A 16182-nucleotide genomic window follows, 5' to 3' on the forward strand; every position below is an offset into this window, starting at 1 on the left:
CTGCTCCTATTTGTGTTGTCGTGAGCTTTTGTGACGCTTATCTGGCTTCGCCGACCATCGGACCAAATACCGATGCGCCCAGTTCCGCCGGCATTGCCGCACTGCGGAACACGCCGAACAGCTCACGCCCGAAACCGACTTCGTTGCCCGCCTGATGCTTCGGCTGTGCCACTTCGCGCGCGGCCCATTCCTTCTCGTTCATCTCGACGTCGAGCACGCCCTTGTTTGCATCGATGACAATCATGTCGCCCGTGCGCACCTTGCCTATCGGCCCATGCAGCAATGCTTCCGGAGAAATGTGGATCACTGCGGGCACCTTGCCCGACGCGCCCGACATGCGCCCATCCGTCACCAGCGCGACGTGGAAGCCCTGATCCTGCAACACCCCGAGAAGCGGCGTCAACCGGTGCAACTCCGGCATGCCGTTCGCCCGCGCGCCCTGGAACCGCACGATCGCGACGAAATCGCGCTTGAGCTCGCCGTTATCGAAGGCTTCCTGCACTTCCTCTTGCGACTCAAAAACAATCGCGGGCGCTTTCACATGCCGATGTTCTTCCGCCACCGCCGAAATCTTGATCACGCCGCGGCCGAGTTTGCCTTGCATCAGGCGCAGGCCGCCATCGGGTGCGAACGGTTCCTTGTGGCTGCGCAGGACTTTCGTGTCGTGGCTGGTTTGGGTACCGTCGACCCATTGCAGCTTTCCATCGATTAACTTCGGTTCGCGCGTGTAGTGTTTGAGGCCCTCGCCTGCTACGGTTTTCACGTCTTCGTGCAGCAATCCCGCTTCCAGCAAATCGCGCACCAGATACGCAATGCCGCCCGCCGCATGGAAATGGTTCACGTCGGCCTTGCCGTTCGGATAGATCCGCGCGGTCAGCGGCACGGCTTGCGAGAGTTCATCGAAGTCATTCCAGTCGATAACGATGCCTGCCGCCCGCGCAATCGCCACCAGATGTAGCGTGTGATTGGTGGACCCGCCCGTTGCCAGCAATGCAACGATGCCGTTCACGATCGCCTTCTCATCAACGACATGGCCTACCGGCGTGTAATGGCCACGTTCCACCGTCAACTCGAGCACGCGCTTTGCGGCTTCTGCGGTGAGCGCATCTCTCAAAGGCGTGTGCGGGTGGATGAACGCCGAACCCGGCAGATGCAGGCCCATCACTTCCATCAGCATCTGGTTACTGTTTGCTGTGCCGTAGAACGTGCACGTGCCATGGCCGTGGTATGCGGCGGCTTCGGCTTCGAGCAGCGCGTCGCGGTCGCACGCGCCTGTGGCGAATTGCTGGCGCACCTTGGCTTTATCGTCGTTGGTCAGGCCGCTCGTCATCGGGCCGGCCGGTACGAAAATGGTCGGCAGATGACCGAATTGCAACGCACCGATCAGCAAGCCCGGCACGATCTTGTCGCAGATGCCGAGGCACAGCGCAGCGTCGAACATGTTGTGCGTCAGCGCGACGGCCGTGCTCATGGCAATCACTTCGCGCGAGAACAGCGACAACTCCATGCCTGCGTTGCCTTGCGTGACACCGTCGCACATGGCCGGCACGCCGCCCGCGAATTGCGCAACGCCGCCCGCTTCGCGCGCGGCGTGCTTGATGATGTCGGGGTAATTCTTGAAAGGCGCGTGGGCCGAGAGCATCTCGTTGTAAGACGAAACAATGCCGATGTTCGGCTCGCGGATCGCCTTGATCGCGATCTTTTCCTGACCTTCCAGCCCGGCAAAACCGTGCGCGAGGTTCGCGCATGAGAGCGCGCCGCGAGCAGGAAAATGACCCTGAGCGCCGTCGATGCGCGCCAGATAGGCCGCACGCGTTGGCTTGCTGCGCTCAATCACGCGCTGGGTGACTTTTTTCAGATGCGAATGCGGGGAAACCATCGAAACTCCTTCGCCTCGGGGCGGCGAGCGGGCGGTTGACGCCGGGGTTGAACGGTCGCGGGGACGGGAAGTTTTGTTTTTGAGACATTCCCGCGTCGCGAATGGGATTCTAGTAGAAAAACTACACGATTTCCATCTGGAAAACCCTTAGTTTCGCTATATGCCTTACGTGATGGTTTAGGATAAGTAAAAGAAATTTTTATCGACACGTTCAGAATGGCACTTATTCTTGTAGTTTTTGTACATTTTTGCCGATCGGCTATAGTCCACGCATTTCCAGCATAGGCGAGATTCCCGATGTTGCTGTCTCAAGTTGAAGCGATGCGCGAGCAGTTGCGCCCCTCCGAGCGCAAGCTGGCCGATTACGTCATCGAAGCGCCTCGCGAGGTGCTGGATCTCGCGATGACCGACTTCGCGGCGCGTGCCGGCGTGAGTCAGCCGACCATCGCGCGGTTTTGCCGGGCGCTGGGTTTTTCTGGATTTCGCGAGTTCAAGATCCGGCTGGCGCAAAGCATTGCGTCTGATGTGCCGGCGCCGGCTGTATACCGTGACGTCCGCGCCGATGAACCCGCGGCCGGTGTAGCGGCGAAAGTATTGGACCGGACCATTGGCGCGCTGCTGCAGGTGCGCAACAGCTTGTCGTCGGATAGCGTGGCTGCGGCCATTACCTTATTAGCCGATGCACGGCGTATCGAGTTCTACGGTGCCGGCGGTTCTGGCATCGCAGCGCTCGATGTGCAGCACAAGTTCTTCAAGCTGGGCGTGCCGAGCGTGGCGTACTCGGATCCGCACACGTACACCACGTCGGCGGCGTTGCTGGGCGCGGGCGATGTGGTGGTGGCGATATCGAATACGGGACGCACGCGCGACATCCTGGACGCGGTCAAATCGGCGCTGGACGGCGGGGCGAAGGTCATCGCGATCACGCACGGTAATTCACCGCTGGCGCGCATGGCGAGCGTGGGTTTGTTCGCGAACGTTGACGAAGACACGGACATTTTTTCGCCGATGACATCGCGTGTATCGCATCTGGCGATAGGCGACATTCTGGCCGTAGGCGTGGCGCTCGCGCGCGGGCCGGAGTTTGCGGAAAGGCTAGCGGAGGCGAAGGACGTGCTGGACAGGCGTCGGGTGAAGAACTAGATCCACACACGGATGTAGCGGTAACACGACCGCCAATAAAAAAAGCGGACTCCTCCAAAGAAGAGCCCGCTTTTCGATGAAACTTAAAACTAAAACATTTACATCAATCTGCGAAGGCTAGCCCGTTTGGAACCTCGACCCTTGGCAGGTCGAGGCGCCTCACGGAACTAACTTACCGCTGGTACGAAGCACCAGCACCAACCGTCGTACCGGCTGCCGACCAACCCGCGCCCACGCGCACCTTGATGTTCTGCGTGATATGAGCCGTACCGCCAATGGCCGTTGCTGCATAGCCCTGGAACGTACCGCCACCGATACCGATCGACAGCGTCTTGTTCGCATCGACGTCCGCGATCATCGTCAGCGCAGTGGCTGCCGCAATACCGCTGTACGCCTTACGAGCAGTACCACCCATCGCCGAGTTCATCTGGTCCAGGTTGACTGCATCCATACCCTTGGTGCCGACAGCCACGTTCGTCACTTGACGCTCCTTGCCGTCCGAACCCATGGAAACGCTGTTGTCACGATCCGCAACCGAACCAGCACCCAACGCAACTGCGTTGGGTGCTGGTGCCGTAGCGCCGTTACCGATAGCGATCGTGCCGTCAACCGTACCACTCGCGCCGCCACCAATCACAACTGCGTGATCGCCGGAAGCCGAAGCGTTGTCACCTATGGCGATTGCGTCGTTGCCCGCTGCCGAAGCTGCTGACGGTGCACCGTCGATACCGTTGATGCCATCCTTGCCCGGCGTACCGTTGATACCAATGGTCGCCGTACCTGTCGAGGCGATGTTCGTCACAGCCAGGCCCTTAGTTGTATGGGTAACGGCCTTGGTCTTGACCGCCTTGACTCCGCCCTGGTCGGTAGATGAATGTGATCAAGTAACGCAGCGTGCGCGTCCTGCAAACCGCTCGGCCGCTTTGAACGCTGAAGGCACAGGGAGACGCGATGAACGCTCGGGCCACGCGTGCTTTAATCTGCAGAGCTACGTCTTGATCAGGAGAGCCCTTGCATGTCCAAGTCGCCAGTTCTACTGGAAATTTGTGCCGGTTCCGTTACCTCTTGCCTGGCGGCGCAAGAGGGCGGTGCGGGCCGTGTCGAGTTCTGCGACAACCTGCTTGAGGGCGGAACCACGCCCTCTCACGGCGCCATCGCAGGCGCGCGGGACAAGTTACGGATACCGTTGAACGTGATCATCCGCCCACGCGGCGGCGACTTCCTGTATTCGGATATCGAATTCGACGTGATGGAACGCGACATCCTCGCCTGCAAAGCGCTCGGCGTGGACGGAGTGGTGATCGGACTGCTCACCGCCGAAGGAGATATCGAGGTGCCCCGTACCCAGCGTCTGGTTGAACTAGCCGCGCCTATGCCGGTCACCTTCCACCGCGCATTCGATGTCGCACGCGATCCGTTCAGGGCGCTGGAAGACATCATCGCCACGGGCTGCAATCGCCTTCTCACTTCAGGCCAGGAAGCCAGTGCGATTGAAGGCGCCGCACTGATCCGCAAACTGCACGAAGCCGCGAGGGAGCGGCTCGTGGTCATGCCCGGAGCAGGCGTGCGGCTCAACAATATCGCGCAATTAATCGCTGAAACCGGCTGCGTCGAATATCACACGTCGGGCCGCGCGCCCTTTGCCAGCCGCATGCGCTACAGAAATGAACGCGTAAAGATGGGCGGACCAGGGCAGGACGAATACGCGATTGTCGAGACCTCGGCCGATCTGGTGAAACAGATCATCGATCGAGCGAGTGAGAGCTGGGATGGGCACGTTTACGGTCACTAACCCGCGAGGCTCACGCTCGCAGCACGGACCACGCATGACGGCAAATTGGCAAGAGAGAGCCGTCCAAAAACAAAACGCCGGCGCGTTTGGCCGGCGTTTCTCTTACTGCAACAGGCTTGATGCTTAAAACGGCTTGACCACCACCAAGAGCGTCGCGCCAAGCAGCCCAAGCACCGGCAGTTCGTTAAACATTCGGTACCACTTGTCAGAGCGAGTGTTCTCGCCGCGCTGGAAGCGACGCAACAGAACGCCGCAATACGCGTGGTACAGGATGATCAGCACCACAATGCCGAGCTTCGCGTGCATCCAGCCCTGCCCCTGCCCGATGCCCACCACCAGCAGCAACCACAAGCCACACGCGAGTGCGGGCACGGCAATGAACGTCATGAAGCGGAACAGCTTGCGCGCCATGATCAGCAAACGAGCAGTCGCTGCGGGCTCGGTTTCCATCGCGAGATTGACGAAGATGCGCGGCAGGTAGAACAGGCCCGCGAACCACGACGCGACCAATACGATATGCAGCGATTTAATCCAGAGCATTGGAATGGCGGTCTCGCTTATTGGCGTAACTTATTGCCGAATCTCGCCGTGACCGAGCACGACGTATTTCAGCGATGTCAAACCGTCCAGCCCAACCGGTCCGCGTGCATGGAGCTTGTCGTTCGAGATGCCGATTTCCGCGCCGAGGCCGAACTCGAAGCCATCGGCGAAACGAGTCGATGCATTGACCATCACGCTCGCCGAATCCACTTCGCGCAGGAAACGCATGGCGCGGTCGTGGTCTTCGGTGACGATGGCATCGGTGTGATGCGAGCTGTAGGTGTTGATGTGATCGATAGCTTCATCCAGATCGTCCACCAGCTTGATCGACAGGATGGGCGCGAGATACTCCGTGCTCCAGTCGGCTTCGGTGGCATCGGTCAGCGGGCCGTCGAAACGCGCTTCGTTCAACACGGCGCGGCTGGCTGCATCCACGCGCAGTTCAACCTCTCTTTCCCGGAACGTATTCGCCAGCATGGGCAACGCTTGCGCCGCGATTGCCCGCGCGACCAGTAGCGTTTCCATGGTGTTGCAAGTGCCGTACCGATGCGTCTTGGCGTTGTCGCAGACGTTGAGCGCCTTTTTCAGGTCTGCGCGGTCATCCACATACACGTGGCAGATGCCATCCAGATGCTTGATCATGGGCACGCGCGCTTCCGCCATCAAGCGCGCGATCAGGCCCTTGCCGCCGCGCGGCACGATCACATCGACGTACTCGGTCATCGTGATCAGCTTGCCCACCGCTGCGCGATCTGCGGTTGCCACGACTTGCACGGCTTCCTGTGGCAGCCCGGCTGCTTCCAACCCTTCCCCGATCAATTTAGCCAACGCCGTATTGCATTCCAGCGCCTCGGAACCGCCACGCAGAATGGTGGCGTTGCCCGACTTGAGGCACAAAGCAGCAGCATCGATAGTCACGTTCGGCCGCGATTCATAAATGATCCCGATCACGCCGAGCGGTACGCGCATCTGGCCGACCTGAATGCCGCTGGGCCGAAATTTCAGCCCGCTGATTTCACCAATCGGGTCCGGCAGCGCGGCGACTTGCCGCAAGCCTTCGACCATGGTGTTGAGCGCTTTCTCGGAGAGCGTCAAGCGGTCGATGAACGCAGCATCGTGGCCTTTGTCGCGAGCGCGGGCGAGATCTCGCGCGTTCGCTTCCTTCAACGCAGTGCGTTCGCGTTCGATCGCGTCCGCTATTGATTCGAGCGCGGCATTCTTCGCCGCCGTCGATGCACGCGCCATCGCGCGCGAAGCTCGGCGTGCGCGGCGGCCGAGTTCGGTCATGTATTCGTCGATGTCGGTCATCGTCATTCTCTTGGGTATTGGTCGACGCTTGAGTAGTAGTCGGCGGCCGTCTTCTCGCTGCGCTAAAAAACACTGAAAGCGCTGAAAGCGCGAAAAAACGACGATAAGCCGGATTTTATGCTGATGTCAGGATGGGCGCTTTGCCGGCGGTGCCGCAGGCGCGCTGCGTTGCAGCGGACTACCCGACGACGCGACGGTCATCGCGAGCTCAAACATGCCGTCCCATGGGTCAGGCGGCGGATCACCCGGGTTCGCGCTACCTCGCGGGCCAGTGCCGCCCGACAAGCCTTTGACTTGCCGATCCAGCTTCGCCGCCAGTGACAACGCTTTTTCCAGCGCCGCTTCTGTCACGCGCGTGAGCGCGGGCCCGATCAGTCGTTCGCGCGGCCCCCAGACGCGGTTTTCGCGCAGCAGTGTGGCGAGCGGCTTGCCGGCCGCCATGCCGCGTTTCATCCGCAGCAGCGTGCGTATTTCTTCCACGAGCGCCCAGATCACGAGCGTGCCGGCTTCGCCTTCGCCCTTCAGACCGTCGAGCATGCGCGTCAGGCGGCCGACATCACCGGTAAGCATGGCTTCGTTCAGCTTGAATACGTCGTAGCGTGCGACGTTAAGCACGGCGTCGTGGATCTGTTCGAACGTCAGCACGCCCGCCGGATATAGCAAACCCAGCTTGAGGATTTCCTGGTGCGCGGCGAGCAGATTGCCTTCCACCCGTTCCGCGATAAACACCAGCGCCCGCCGTCCGTCCTCGCCCGGCGCTACCCGCTGGTTTTGCGCAGTCAGGCGCTGGCCGATCCACATGGGCAACTGCGCCCGTTCGACCGGATCGATCTTCATCATCACGCCCGGCCCGCTCAGCGCCGTGAACCACCCGGACTTCTGCGTGGCGGCGTCGAGCCGTGGCAAGGTGATGAGCGTGAGGGTGTCGGGGTTATCGGAGGAAGCCAGGGTTTTCAGCGCTTCACCGCCTTCCTTGCCGGGTTTGCCGGTGGGAATGCGCAACTCGACCAGTTGGCGATCGCCGAAGAGCGACATCGACTGGCTCGCACCCAGCAGTGAACTCCAGTCGAAATAACGGTCGACGACAAACACCGAGCGGTCCGTGAACCCCTGCACCCGTGCGCTCGCACGAATCTTGTCGCACGCTTCCTGCGCGAGCAGATGCTCGTCGCCGTAGACGACGTACAGGCCTTTCAGCCCTTTCGCGAGGTGCGCGTCGAGCGCGTCGAGTCGAAGTTGCATGGTTTTTTGCGACCTTGCCGCGCTTAGAGCGGCGGCACAGGCAGCGGTGCACGCGGCACAATGCCGGGCGCCGCTTCGCTCGGCGTCGGATGTAGCGAACGTACGACGGCAAGCCGGCGCGTCAACTGGTCCACAGCGTCGAACTGCATGTCACGGAACAGCGTCTGTGCTTCGATACCCTTTGCCAACGTGAACTGGTCGCTATAGGTCAACGCCCGGTTCAGTGAAATCGTGCTCGGCGGAATCAGGACGGTGCCGTCGGCGCCGGTCATCGAGTATCCGAGGTTGTAGTCGAGTTCATATTCCTGCACCACGCCTTGCGCATTCAGGCTCAAGGTCTTCATGCCGGAACCGCCGGTCAGCAGGAGGATTGCGTCGGGCTTTTCGGAGGCCTTGACGATCACGGTGTCGCTGCCGCCTTCCACCACACGCTGCAGTCGTCCGAGCATTTCCGGCGTACCGCCCGTAATGGCGAGGCGCTTGAACGCGTAGTCCTGTTGACCACGCAACTGGAACCCGCACGCGGACAGCAACAACGCGCCGCACGCAAGCGACAGGATCGAGCGCCGGCCGATCGTGCGCTTCGTCTTCGTATCGGTCGAACTTGGGCTGACAGCTTTCCCGCTCACAACGTCCTCCAGGATTTTCACGGCACACGATCCCCTGCTCATACGACCACGTTCACCAGTCGGCCCGGCACCACGACGACCTTTTTCGGCGCGCGCCCTTCCGAGAATTTCTCGAACATCTCGTGCGCCACCGCCGCCTTTTCGATGTCCTCGCGCGACGCATCCTTCGCCATGATCAGCGAGCCACGCACCTTGCCGTTGACCTGCAGCACGAGTTCGATCTCAGCCTGTTCGAGCGCGGTTTCGTCAACTTTCGGCCAGGCTGCGTCGAGCAAACTGCCATGCAGATCGGCGTAACCGATTTCCTGCCACAACTGGAACGTAATATGCGGCACGACCGGATACAGGACACGCAACAATACGCCGAAGGTTTCGTTGAGAACGGCAGGCGTTGCGTCCTTTGCGCTGTCCACGGCGTTCAGCATCTTCATAGCTGCCGAGACAACCGTGTTGTACTGCAAGCGGCCGTAGTCGAAATCGGCCTGCTTCAGGATGGTATAGATCTCGCGACGCAGCGTGCGGTCAGAGTCGTTGAGCTTCGACTTATCGAGCTTTGCGTGTGTTTTAAGCACATCGGCACGGCCATGCGCGAGTTGCCATACACGACGCAAGAAGCGGCTCGCGCCTTCCACGCCCGTGCCCGACCACTCGAGCGACTGCTCGGGGGGTGCCGCGAACATCACGAAGAGACGAGCGGTATCCGCGCCGTAAGCATCGATCAGCGATTGCGGATCGACACCATTGTTCTTCGACTTCGACATCTTCTCCACGCCGCCGATCACCACCGGCTGGCCGTCGGCGTTCAGCACCGCGCCGACCGGACGGCCTTTGTCATCGTGCGAGACGGTCACGTCGGCCGGATTGATCCAGGTCTTCTTGCCCGCCGCGTCTTCGCGAAAGTAGGTTTCGTTCAGCACCATGCCCTGCGTGAGCAGGTTCTTCGCCGGTTCGCCGAACTTGACCAGGCCAAGATCGCGCATCACCTTGGTCCAGAAACGCGAGTACAACAAGTGAAGAATCGCGTGCTCGATCCCGCCGATGTACTGGTCCATCGGCATCCAGTAATCGGTGCGTTCGTCGACCATCGTCACGGCATCCGGCGCGGCATAACGCGAGAAATACCAGGCCGAGTCGACGAATGTGTCCATGGTGTCCGTTTCGCGCTTCGCCGGCGCGCCGCACTTCGGGCACGCGCAATTGACGAAGGTTTCGGATTTGGCAAGCGGATTACCCGTGCCATCCGGCACGAGGTCTTCCGGCAACACGACCGGCAAATCCGCTTCCGGCACCGGCACGTCGCCGCACGTGGCGCAGTGGATGATCGGGATCGGGGTGCCCCAGTAACGCTGGCGCGAAATGCCCCAGTCGCGCAGACGCCACGTGACTTGCTTATCGCCGAGATTTTGCGCGTTCAGGTCCGCAGCGATCGCATTGGTCGCGTCTTCGAAGCCGAGGCCGTCGTACTTGCCGCTGTTGATCAGCGTGCCCGTACCCTTCTCGGCGTACCACTCTTCCCACGCGTCGGTGCTGTAGGTCTTGCCTTCCACCGTGACCACTTGCTTGATCGGCAGCGCGTATTTCTTCGCGAACGCGAAGTCGCGTTCGTCGTGGGACGGTACGCCCATCACCGCGCCTTCGCCGTAGCTCATCAGCACGTAGTTGCCGACCCACACTTCCACCTTTTCCTGCGTCAGCGGATGCGTGACGAAGAAGCCCGTGGGCATGCCCTTCTTTTCCATCGTCGCGACATCGGCTTCAGCCACGCCGCCGCGTTTGCATTCTTCGATAAACGCCTGCAGACCGGCGTTATCGCGAGCAAGACGCGTTGCCAGCGGATGTTCAGCGGCGACGGCGGCGAAGGTCACGCCCATGATGGTGTCGGCGCGCGTTGTAAAGACGCGCAGCAGTTTGCTTTCGCCGTCGATCTCGTACGGAAAGCCGAAATTCACGCCAAAGCTCTTGCCGATCCAGTTCTGCTGCATCACCTTCACGCGCTCGGGCCAGCCGAGGCCGTCCAGGTCGCCGAGCAACTGATCCGCGTAATCCGTGATCCGCATGTAGTACATCGGGATTTCGCGCTTTTCAACCAGCGCGCCCGAGCGCCAGCCGCGCCCGTCGATCACCTGCTCGTTCGCGAGCACGGTCTGGTCTTCCGGGTCCCAGTTCACCGTCCCGGTCTTCTTATAGACGATGCCCTTTTCCAGCATCTTCAGGAACAGCCACTGGTTCCACTTGTAGTACTCGGGCTTGCACGACGCAATTTCCCGCGACCAGTCGATAGCCAGCCCCATCGACTGCATCTGCTTCTTCATGTAGTCGATGTTGTCGTACGTCCACTTCGCCGGCGGCACATTGTTCGCCATAGCGGCGTTTTCCGCCGGCATGCCGAACGCGTCCCAGCCCATGGGCATCAGCACGTTGTAGCCGTTCATGCGCAGGAAACGGTACATCACGTCGTTGATGGTGTAGTTGCGCACGTGGCCCATGTGGAGCTTGCCCGACGGGTACGGCAGCATGGACACGCAGTAGAACTTCGGCTTGTCGCTGGTTTCGGTCGACCGGTAGACGTCTTTCGCGCGCCAGTCGCCTTGCGCTGCGGATTCGACGTCGGCGGGTACGTATTTATCTTGCATGGTGGTTTTTGGCTTTCTTCGGCTAGTGCGGGCGTTCAGCGTTCGCCGGACCTGGCGCTCATGATCGCGTATAGAGGTTTTGGGCCCGATGGACGTGTCAGCCGGGCAAAACGCGATTATACCGGCTGTGACCGCGGGGCGACGCTGGGTGCCTTGAAGCACCGGCGATTGACGGGCGGGGCCGGAGGCTTTTCTACCGCGCCGGCTTCACCTGATCCGTCACGAAGCCAATCTTGTCCAGCCCTGCGCTCTGCGCCGCGCCCATGACTTGCGCGATCACCTCGTAACGAGTAGCCCGCGACGCCCTCAGGTGAATCTCCGGTGGTGTTGCGCGCTTGCCTTCAGCCGCGAATTGAGTGCGCATCTGCTCGAGCGTGACCGGCTTGTCATTCCAGTAGAGCTTGCCGGTATCGTCGATGGAAAGCGTGATCGTCTCCGGTGTCTCGCGCACGACTTGCGACGCCACCTTCGGCAAATCCAGCCGGATCGCGTGCGTAAACAACGGCGCCGTGATGATGAAAATCACCAGCAAGACCAACATGACGTCGATCAACGGCGTCATGTTGATCTCCGCCATGGGAGCGCCGTTCGATTTCTTGTCCAGTCCGCCGAATGCCATGATGTGCTCGTCCGGGTGCGGGGTCTTGTAGGGTCGGTGCCTTAAACCACACGGTCTTGAACGGGCGCGCTCTTGACGCGGCGCGGCGCCACGCCGCTCGTGTACGCGTGCAGGTCGTGCGCAAAGCCGTCGAGTTCTTCAGATATCTGCCGCACCAGCCGCCCCAGCACGTTGTACGCAAGCACCGCCGGGATCGCGACGACTAGTCCGAACGCCGTCATGATGAGCGCCTCGCCAACGGGACCCGCCACGTTCTCGATCATCGCCTGCCCGCTCGCCGCGATGCTGCCGAGCGCATGATAAATGCCCCACACGGTACCGAGCAAACCGACGAACGGCGCCGTACTCCCCACCGATGCCAGCAAAACCTGCCCGAATTCAAGCCGCCTTTGCGACGCCAGCAACGCATGCCGCAGCGCGCGCAACACGCGCTCGCCCGGCTCCACATGCGCGATCAGCGCACCGGGCATTTCCGCCTCTGACGCCCGCCACGCGGCGATCGCAAGCGGCAGGTACACGCGTTCCTTATCGGCTTTGCGCAACTCCGCGATGCCGTCCGTCAGCGTGCCCGCCTGCCAGAAGCGCTGCACAGCGCGCGGTCCCTGACGCTTCGCGCGCAACAGCACCCACGCCTTCACGATGAGAAAACACCAGCTCGCCAACGACATGGCCAGAAGCACGCCCGCGACGCCATGCGTGATGCCGTCGCTGGTTTGCAGGTAGTGGATGATGCCGGTTGTAGCCATCGGACAAGAACCTTGGGGGAAGCGGCTCAGCGCAAACCGAGCACGTCCTGCATGTCGAACAGACCGCGCTCGCGGCCCGCAAGAAAGTGGGCGGCGCGCAACGAGCCCTGGGCGTAAGACAGCCGGTTGGCCGACTTGTGCGTGATCTCGATCCGCTCGCCAATGCCCGCGAACAATACAGTGTGATCGCCGACGATGTCACCGCCACGAATTGCGGCGAAGCCGATGGTCGACGGGTCACGTTCACCCGTCACACCTTCGCGGCCATACACAGCGCAATCCTTCAGCTCGCGGCCGAGTGCGTGGGCAATAGTTTCACCCATCGCAAGCGCGGTGCCTGACGGCGCGTCGACCTTGTGCCGGTGATGCGCTTCGATGATTTCGATGTCGTAACCTTCGGCGAAATGCCGCGCCGCGAACTCGAGCAGCTTGAGCGTTACATTCACGCCCACGCTCATGTTCGGCGCGAACACGATCCCGATCCGTTCGCCGGCAGCGCGTAATTGGGCTTTCTGGTTATCGTCGAAACCCGTCGTACCGACGACCATCTTCACGTTGTGCCGCAACGCGGCTTCCAGATGCATGAGTGTGCCTTCAGGACGCGTGAAGTCGATCAGCACGTCGGCCTCTGCAAATACACGTTCGATGTCGTCCGTCAGCAGGACGCCCGTCTCTTGCCCAAGGAACGCGCCCGCGTCCTGGCCGAGTTGCGGTGCGCCTGGACGGTCGAGCGCGCCGGCCAGCGTGGCGTTGGCGTCCTTGAGAACGGTTTCAATCAGCATGCGGCCCATGCGGCCCGATGCGCCGGTAATGGCGATTTTCATGGCGTGTCTCGCGTGAGTTGGGGCTACGAAGTCAGAAGCATGGAAGCGATAAGGCCACCGCTTGGCGCGCGGCCGCCCGAACGGAACAGGTCTCGACGAAGCCAGGCAAAGCAGGCGGGGCGAAGCCCGCCGTTTCTGCTTAGTTGGTGCTCGTCGCCGGCACGGAGGACGCGCCTAGACCGTTGCTCGTGTCCGCCGGGGCGGGTGACGTGCCTTGCGGACCCACAGCGCTGCTGTCCGGGACCGTGACCGTATTCGGACGACGCTGCAACTGGATCTGCGAGTTGCCCGCGGCGTTGACGTTCGGCGGCAATCCCGAGTTCCCCGGCACGGTCGGCATGGCCGACGAGCGGGTGCGGCCCGTGGGCGCCTGCACGGCATCGGTCGCGCGATTGGCGGCCTGGGCGGCTTGCTGGTTGGCGTCGCCGGCAAATGCGCTTGACGCATTCGATGCATCCGGCCGGACGCCCGGCGCACTCGCCGCTCCCGCGACAGCCGCACCGCTGGCGGACGTACCTGCTGCCGTTGCCGCCTCCGTTGCGCTGGCCCCGCTAGCTGAAGCAGCCGTGGCCGCAGCCGTAGCGGCGGTCAGCTTACGGCCTTTGTCGCCGTCAATTTCAGCAAGCAATTCGAGATTCGACGGCAAATTCTCGCCGCCCGACCAGCTCGCCACGCGATCGCCCGCGAACAGCACGACGAAATCACGCTGTTGCACGACAGACGTAGAACCGCGCTTGAAGTAGAAGATGTAGTCCCAGCGATCCGCATGGAACATGTCTGCGAGCAACGGCGTGCCGAGCAGCGCCTTTACCTGGTCGCGCGCCATGCCGACTTTCATCTGGCTCGCGGCCTCCGCAGAAACGAAGTTCCCCTGTACAACCGTGATCCGATACGGTGTGATGCGCTGCGCGAAACTCTGCGTAACACTATCGTAAGTGGAACAACCGGCCAGGACGGTCATAGTGGCGGCGGCGATCAAGGATCCGCGCATACGACGGCTCTCCCGGCTATTCAATAAAGATTTTAGAAACATTTCACCCTTCATTTCACCCTTCGCCTGGCCCATCGCCCGTGGGGGCGCAAGAAGTTTCGGAGTCTTTCGGAGATCGCGCCATTTCGTTCGGATGGTGACCGGAACGGTAAAAACGCATTACTATGAGAACCTTGAATTGTACTCTAGGGATGCCTAGCGATGACCAATCCCGCCGATCTGAAAAATATCGGGCTGAAGGCGACCTTGCCCCGGCTCAAGATCCTTGAAATTTTCCAGCATAGTCCGGTGCGTCACCTGACTGCAGAAGACGTATATAGAAACCTGTTGCACGAAGAACTCGACATCGGTCTCGCCACCGTGTACCGCGTGCTTACGCAGTTCGAGCAAGCTGGCCTGCTGTCACGCAGTAACTTCGAGTCGGGTAAAGCCGTGTTCGAGCTCAACGAAGGGACCCATCACGACCATCTGGTGTGTCTTGACTGCGGCAGGGTGGAAGAGTTCTTCGACGCCGAAATCGAAAGCCGCCAGCAGGATATTGCCAAGGAGCGCGGCTTTAAGTTGCACGAACACGCCCTCGCGCTGTATGGCAGCTGCACGAAGGAGCGTTGCCCTCACAGGAAGAACTGATTTCGACTGACCGTTCATGCGCGCGATGTTGGCGCGCCAAGTGTGAAAAAGCCGCCGGTTCTTGCAAACCGGCGGCTTTTTTTCAGCTTGGTTTCACTGCGTTACTTCGCTGCGTTACTTCGCTGCATTACTTGGCATTAGCCAGCGCCACGGCCGTATCGAGCATGCGGTTCGAGAAGCCCCACTCGTTGTCGTACCAGCTCGACACCTTCACAAGACGGCCCGACACCTTCGTCAGCGTGGCGTCGAAGGTGGACGAAGCCGGGTTGTGGTTGAAGTCGATCGATACCAGTGGCGCGGTGTTGTAGCCCAGGATGCCCTTCAACGCACCTTCCGATGCTTCCTTCATGATCGCGTTCACTTCATCCACTGTCGTATCGCGTGCAGCGATAAACGACAGGTCGACGATCGACACGTTGATGGTCGGAACACGAATAGCGTAACCATCCAGCTTGCCATTGAGTTCCGGCAACACCAGACCCACCGCCGATGCTGCACCCGTCTTCGTCGGGATCTGGCTGTGCGTGGCCGAGCGAGCGCGACGCAGGTCCTCGTGGTACACGTCCGTCAGCACCTGGTCGTTCGTGTAGGCGTGGATCGTAGTCATCAGGCCGTTCACCAAGCCGATCTTGTCGTTCAGCGGCTTGACGAGCGGGGCCAGGCAGTTCGTCGTGCACGATGCATTCGAGATGACCGTATCCGACGCCTTCAGCACGTGGTGATTCACGCCATAGACGATGGTCGCATCCACATCCTTGCCACCCGGCGCCGAAATGATGACCTTCTTCGCGCCGCCCTTGATATGCGCGCTGGCCTTTTCCTTCGTCGTGAAGAAGCCCGTGCATTCCATCACCACGTCGACGTTCAGCTCGCCCCAAGGCAATTCGGCCGGGTTGCGGTTCGCCAGCACGCGAATCCGGTCGCCGTTGACGACGAGGTAATCGCCGTCCACCGACACGTCGCCCGGGAACTTGCCGTGCGCCGTGTCGTACTGCGTCAGGTGCGCGTTCGTGTTGGCATCGCCGAGGTCGTTGATGGCAACGATCTCGATGTCGTGCTTCTTGCCGTTTTCATAGAAGGCGCGCAGCGTATTGCGGCCGATCCGGCCGTAGCCGTTGATTGCAACGCGAATCGTCATGGTCTATCTCCTGATGGCTGAAAAAAATTCCAGTTCGCCGATGCCGGGTTTGCTTTTTACAAAGCGCC

15 protein-coding genes are annotated in these 16182 nt (G+C 61.1%); 3 read left to right on the plus strand and 12 right to left on the minus strand.

Translation table 11 applies throughout. The annotated features are described in order from the left end of the window. Positions 1-37: 37 nt before the first annotated feature. Positions 38-1879 carry a phosphogluconate dehydratase gene (gene edd / locus M0D69_RS09315; RefSeq protein WP_301781735.1) on the minus strand — a complete coding sequence of 614 codons (1842 nt, stop codon included), beginning with the start codon at positions 1877-1879 and terminating at the stop codon, positions 38-40. A gap of 297 nt (positions 1880-2176) precedes the next feature. Between edd and M0D69_RS09320 the strand changes: the two genes are divergently transcribed. Beyond that, positions 2177-3022: a MurR/RpiR family transcriptional regulator gene (locus M0D69_RS09320; protein ID WP_301781736.1), complete on the plus strand. Its 846-nt coding sequence runs from the start codon at positions 2177-2179 to the stop codon at positions 3020-3022. A 172-nt stretch (positions 3023-3194) separates the two neighbouring features. Here M0D69_RS09320 and M0D69_RS09325 read toward each other — a convergent pair whose 3' ends face one another. Continuing rightward, complete coding sequence (locus M0D69_RS09325) at positions 3195-3824, minus strand: YadA-like family protein (protein ID WP_301781737.1); 630 nt, start codon at positions 3822-3824, stop codon at positions 3195-3197. A gap of 213 nt (positions 3825-4037) precedes the next feature. Here M0D69_RS09325 and M0D69_RS09330 point away from each other — a divergent pair, with 213 nt between their 5' ends. Then, positions 4038-4814, plus strand: coding sequence for a copper homeostasis protein CutC (locus M0D69_RS09330; RefSeq protein ID WP_301781738.1), 777 nt, complete (start codon positions 4038-4040; stop codon positions 4812-4814). A 123-nt stretch (positions 4815-4937) separates the two neighbouring features. Here M0D69_RS09330 and M0D69_RS09335 read toward each other — a convergent pair whose 3' ends face one another. The 9 genes from M0D69_RS09335 to M0D69_RS09375 all read right to left on the minus strand — a co-directional run bounded on the left by M0D69_RS09335 (position 4938) and on the right by M0D69_RS09375 (position 14346). Next, positions 4938-5354 carry a CopD family protein gene (locus tag M0D69_RS09335; RefSeq protein ID WP_301781739.1) on the minus strand — a complete coding sequence of 139 codons (417 nt, stop codon included), beginning with the start codon at positions 5352-5354 and terminating at the stop codon, positions 4938-4940. Between the two features lie 30 nt (positions 5355-5384). Continuing rightward, positions 5385-6662 (minus strand): glutamate-5-semialdehyde dehydrogenase, encoded by a 1278-nt coding sequence (locus M0D69_RS09340; RefSeq protein WP_301781740.1) that lies wholly within the window; start codon positions 6660-6662, stop codon positions 5385-5387. 126 nt (positions 6663-6788) lie between these two features. After that, complete coding sequence (gene holA, locus M0D69_RS09345; protein WP_301781741.1) at positions 6789-7904, minus strand: DNA polymerase III subunit delta; 1116 nt, start codon at positions 7902-7904, stop codon at positions 6789-6791. Positions 7905-7927: 23 nt separating this feature from the next. Further along, positions 7928-8479 (minus strand): LPS assembly lipoprotein LptE, encoded by a 552-nt coding sequence (gene lptE / locus M0D69_RS09350; RefSeq protein ID WP_301781779.1) that lies wholly within the window; start codon positions 8477-8479, stop codon positions 7928-7930. A gap of 92 nt (positions 8480-8571) precedes the next feature. Next, positions 8572-11166 (minus strand): leucine--tRNA ligase, encoded by a 2595-nt coding sequence (gene leuS / locus M0D69_RS09355; protein ID WP_301781742.1) that lies wholly within the window; start codon positions 11164-11166, stop codon positions 8572-8574. Positions 11167-11359: 193 nt separating this feature from the next. Continuing rightward, on the minus strand, positions 11360-11785 hold the full coding sequence (locus M0D69_RS09360) for a biopolymer transporter ExbD (protein ID WP_301781743.1): 426 nt from the start codon (positions 11783-11785) through the stop codon (positions 11360-11362). A 41-nt stretch (positions 11786-11826) separates the two neighbouring features. After that, positions 11827-12531 (minus strand): MotA/TolQ/ExbB proton channel family protein, encoded by a 705-nt coding sequence (locus M0D69_RS09365; RefSeq protein ID WP_301781744.1) that lies wholly within the window; start codon positions 12529-12531, stop codon positions 11827-11829. A 26-nt stretch (positions 12532-12557) separates the two neighbouring features. After that, positions 12558-13355, minus strand: a complete 798-nt coding sequence (dapB, locus tag M0D69_RS09370; RefSeq protein WP_301781745.1) for a 4-hydroxy-tetrahydrodipicolinate reductase — start codon at positions 13353-13355, stop codon at positions 12558-12560. Between the two features lie 139 nt (positions 13356-13494). Then, positions 13495-14346, minus strand: a complete 852-nt coding sequence (locus M0D69_RS09375) for an outer membrane protein assembly factor BamE (RefSeq protein WP_301781746.1) — start codon at positions 14344-14346, stop codon at positions 13495-13497. Between the two features lie 201 nt (positions 14347-14547). Between M0D69_RS09375 and fur the strand changes: the two genes are divergently transcribed. After that, the gene (gene fur / locus M0D69_RS09380) at positions 14548-14976 is read left to right on the plus strand and encodes a ferric iron uptake transcriptional regulator (RefSeq protein WP_301781747.1); all 429 of its coding nucleotides are present in this window, start codon (positions 14548-14550) and stop codon (positions 14974-14976) included. Positions 14977-15103: 127 nt separating this feature from the next. Here fur and gap read toward each other — a convergent pair whose 3' ends face one another. After that, positions 15104-16114, minus strand: a complete 1011-nt coding sequence (gap, locus tag M0D69_RS09385; protein WP_301781748.1) for a type I glyceraldehyde-3-phosphate dehydrogenase — start codon at positions 16112-16114, stop codon at positions 15104-15106. Positions 16115-16182: the final 68 nt, after the last annotated feature.

Source organism: Caballeronia sp. SEWSISQ10-4 2, from assembly GCF_030464885.1.
GTDB lineage: Bacteria > Pseudomonadota > Gammaproteobacteria > Burkholderiales > Burkholderiaceae > Caballeronia.

Coding starts and splice junctions, on each gene's coding strand:
- edd (WP_301781735.1), bottom strand. CDS start 1,879: ATGGTTTCCCCGCATTCGCATCTGAAAAAAGTCACCCAGCGCGTGATT.
- M0D69_RS09320 (WP_301781736.1), top strand. CDS start 2,177: ATGTTGCTGTCTCAAGTTGAAGCGATGCGCGAGCAGTTGCGCCCCTCC.
- M0D69_RS09330 (WP_301781738.1), top strand. CDS start 4,038: ATGTCCAAGTCGCCAGTTCTACTGGAAATTTGTGCCGGTTCCGTTACC.
- M0D69_RS09335 (WP_301781739.1), bottom strand. CDS start 5,354: ATGCTCTGGATTAAATCGCTGCATATCGTATTGGTCGCGTCGTGGTTC.
- M0D69_RS09340 (WP_301781740.1), bottom strand. CDS start 6,662: ATGACCGACATCGACGAATACATGACCGAACTCGGCCGCCGCGCACGC.
- holA (WP_301781741.1), bottom strand. CDS start 7,904: ATGCAACTTCGACTCGACGCGCTCGACGCGCACCTCGCGAAAGGGCTG.
- leuS (WP_301781742.1), bottom strand. CDS start 11,166: ATGCAAGATAAATACGTACCCGCCGACGTCGAATCCGCAGCGCAAGGC.
- M0D69_RS09360 (WP_301781743.1), bottom strand. CDS start 11,785: ATGGCATTCGGCGGACTGGACAAGAAATCGAACGGCGCTCCCATGGCG.
- M0D69_RS09365 (WP_301781744.1), bottom strand. CDS start 12,531: ATGGCTACAACCGGCATCATCCACTACCTGCAAACCAGCGACGGCATC.
- dapB (WP_301781745.1), bottom strand. CDS start 13,355: ATGAAAATCGCCATTACCGGCGCATCGGGCCGCATGGGCCGCATGCTG.
- M0D69_RS09375 (WP_301781746.1), bottom strand. CDS start 14,346: ATGCGCGGATCCTTGATCGCCGCCGCCACTATGACCGTCCTGGCCGGT.
- fur (WP_301781747.1), top strand. CDS start 14,548: ATGACCAATCCCGCCGATCTGAAAAATATCGGGCTGAAGGCGACCTTG.
- gap (WP_301781748.1), bottom strand. CDS start 16,114: ATGACGATTCGCGTTGCAATCAACGGCTACGGCCGGATCGGCCGCAAT.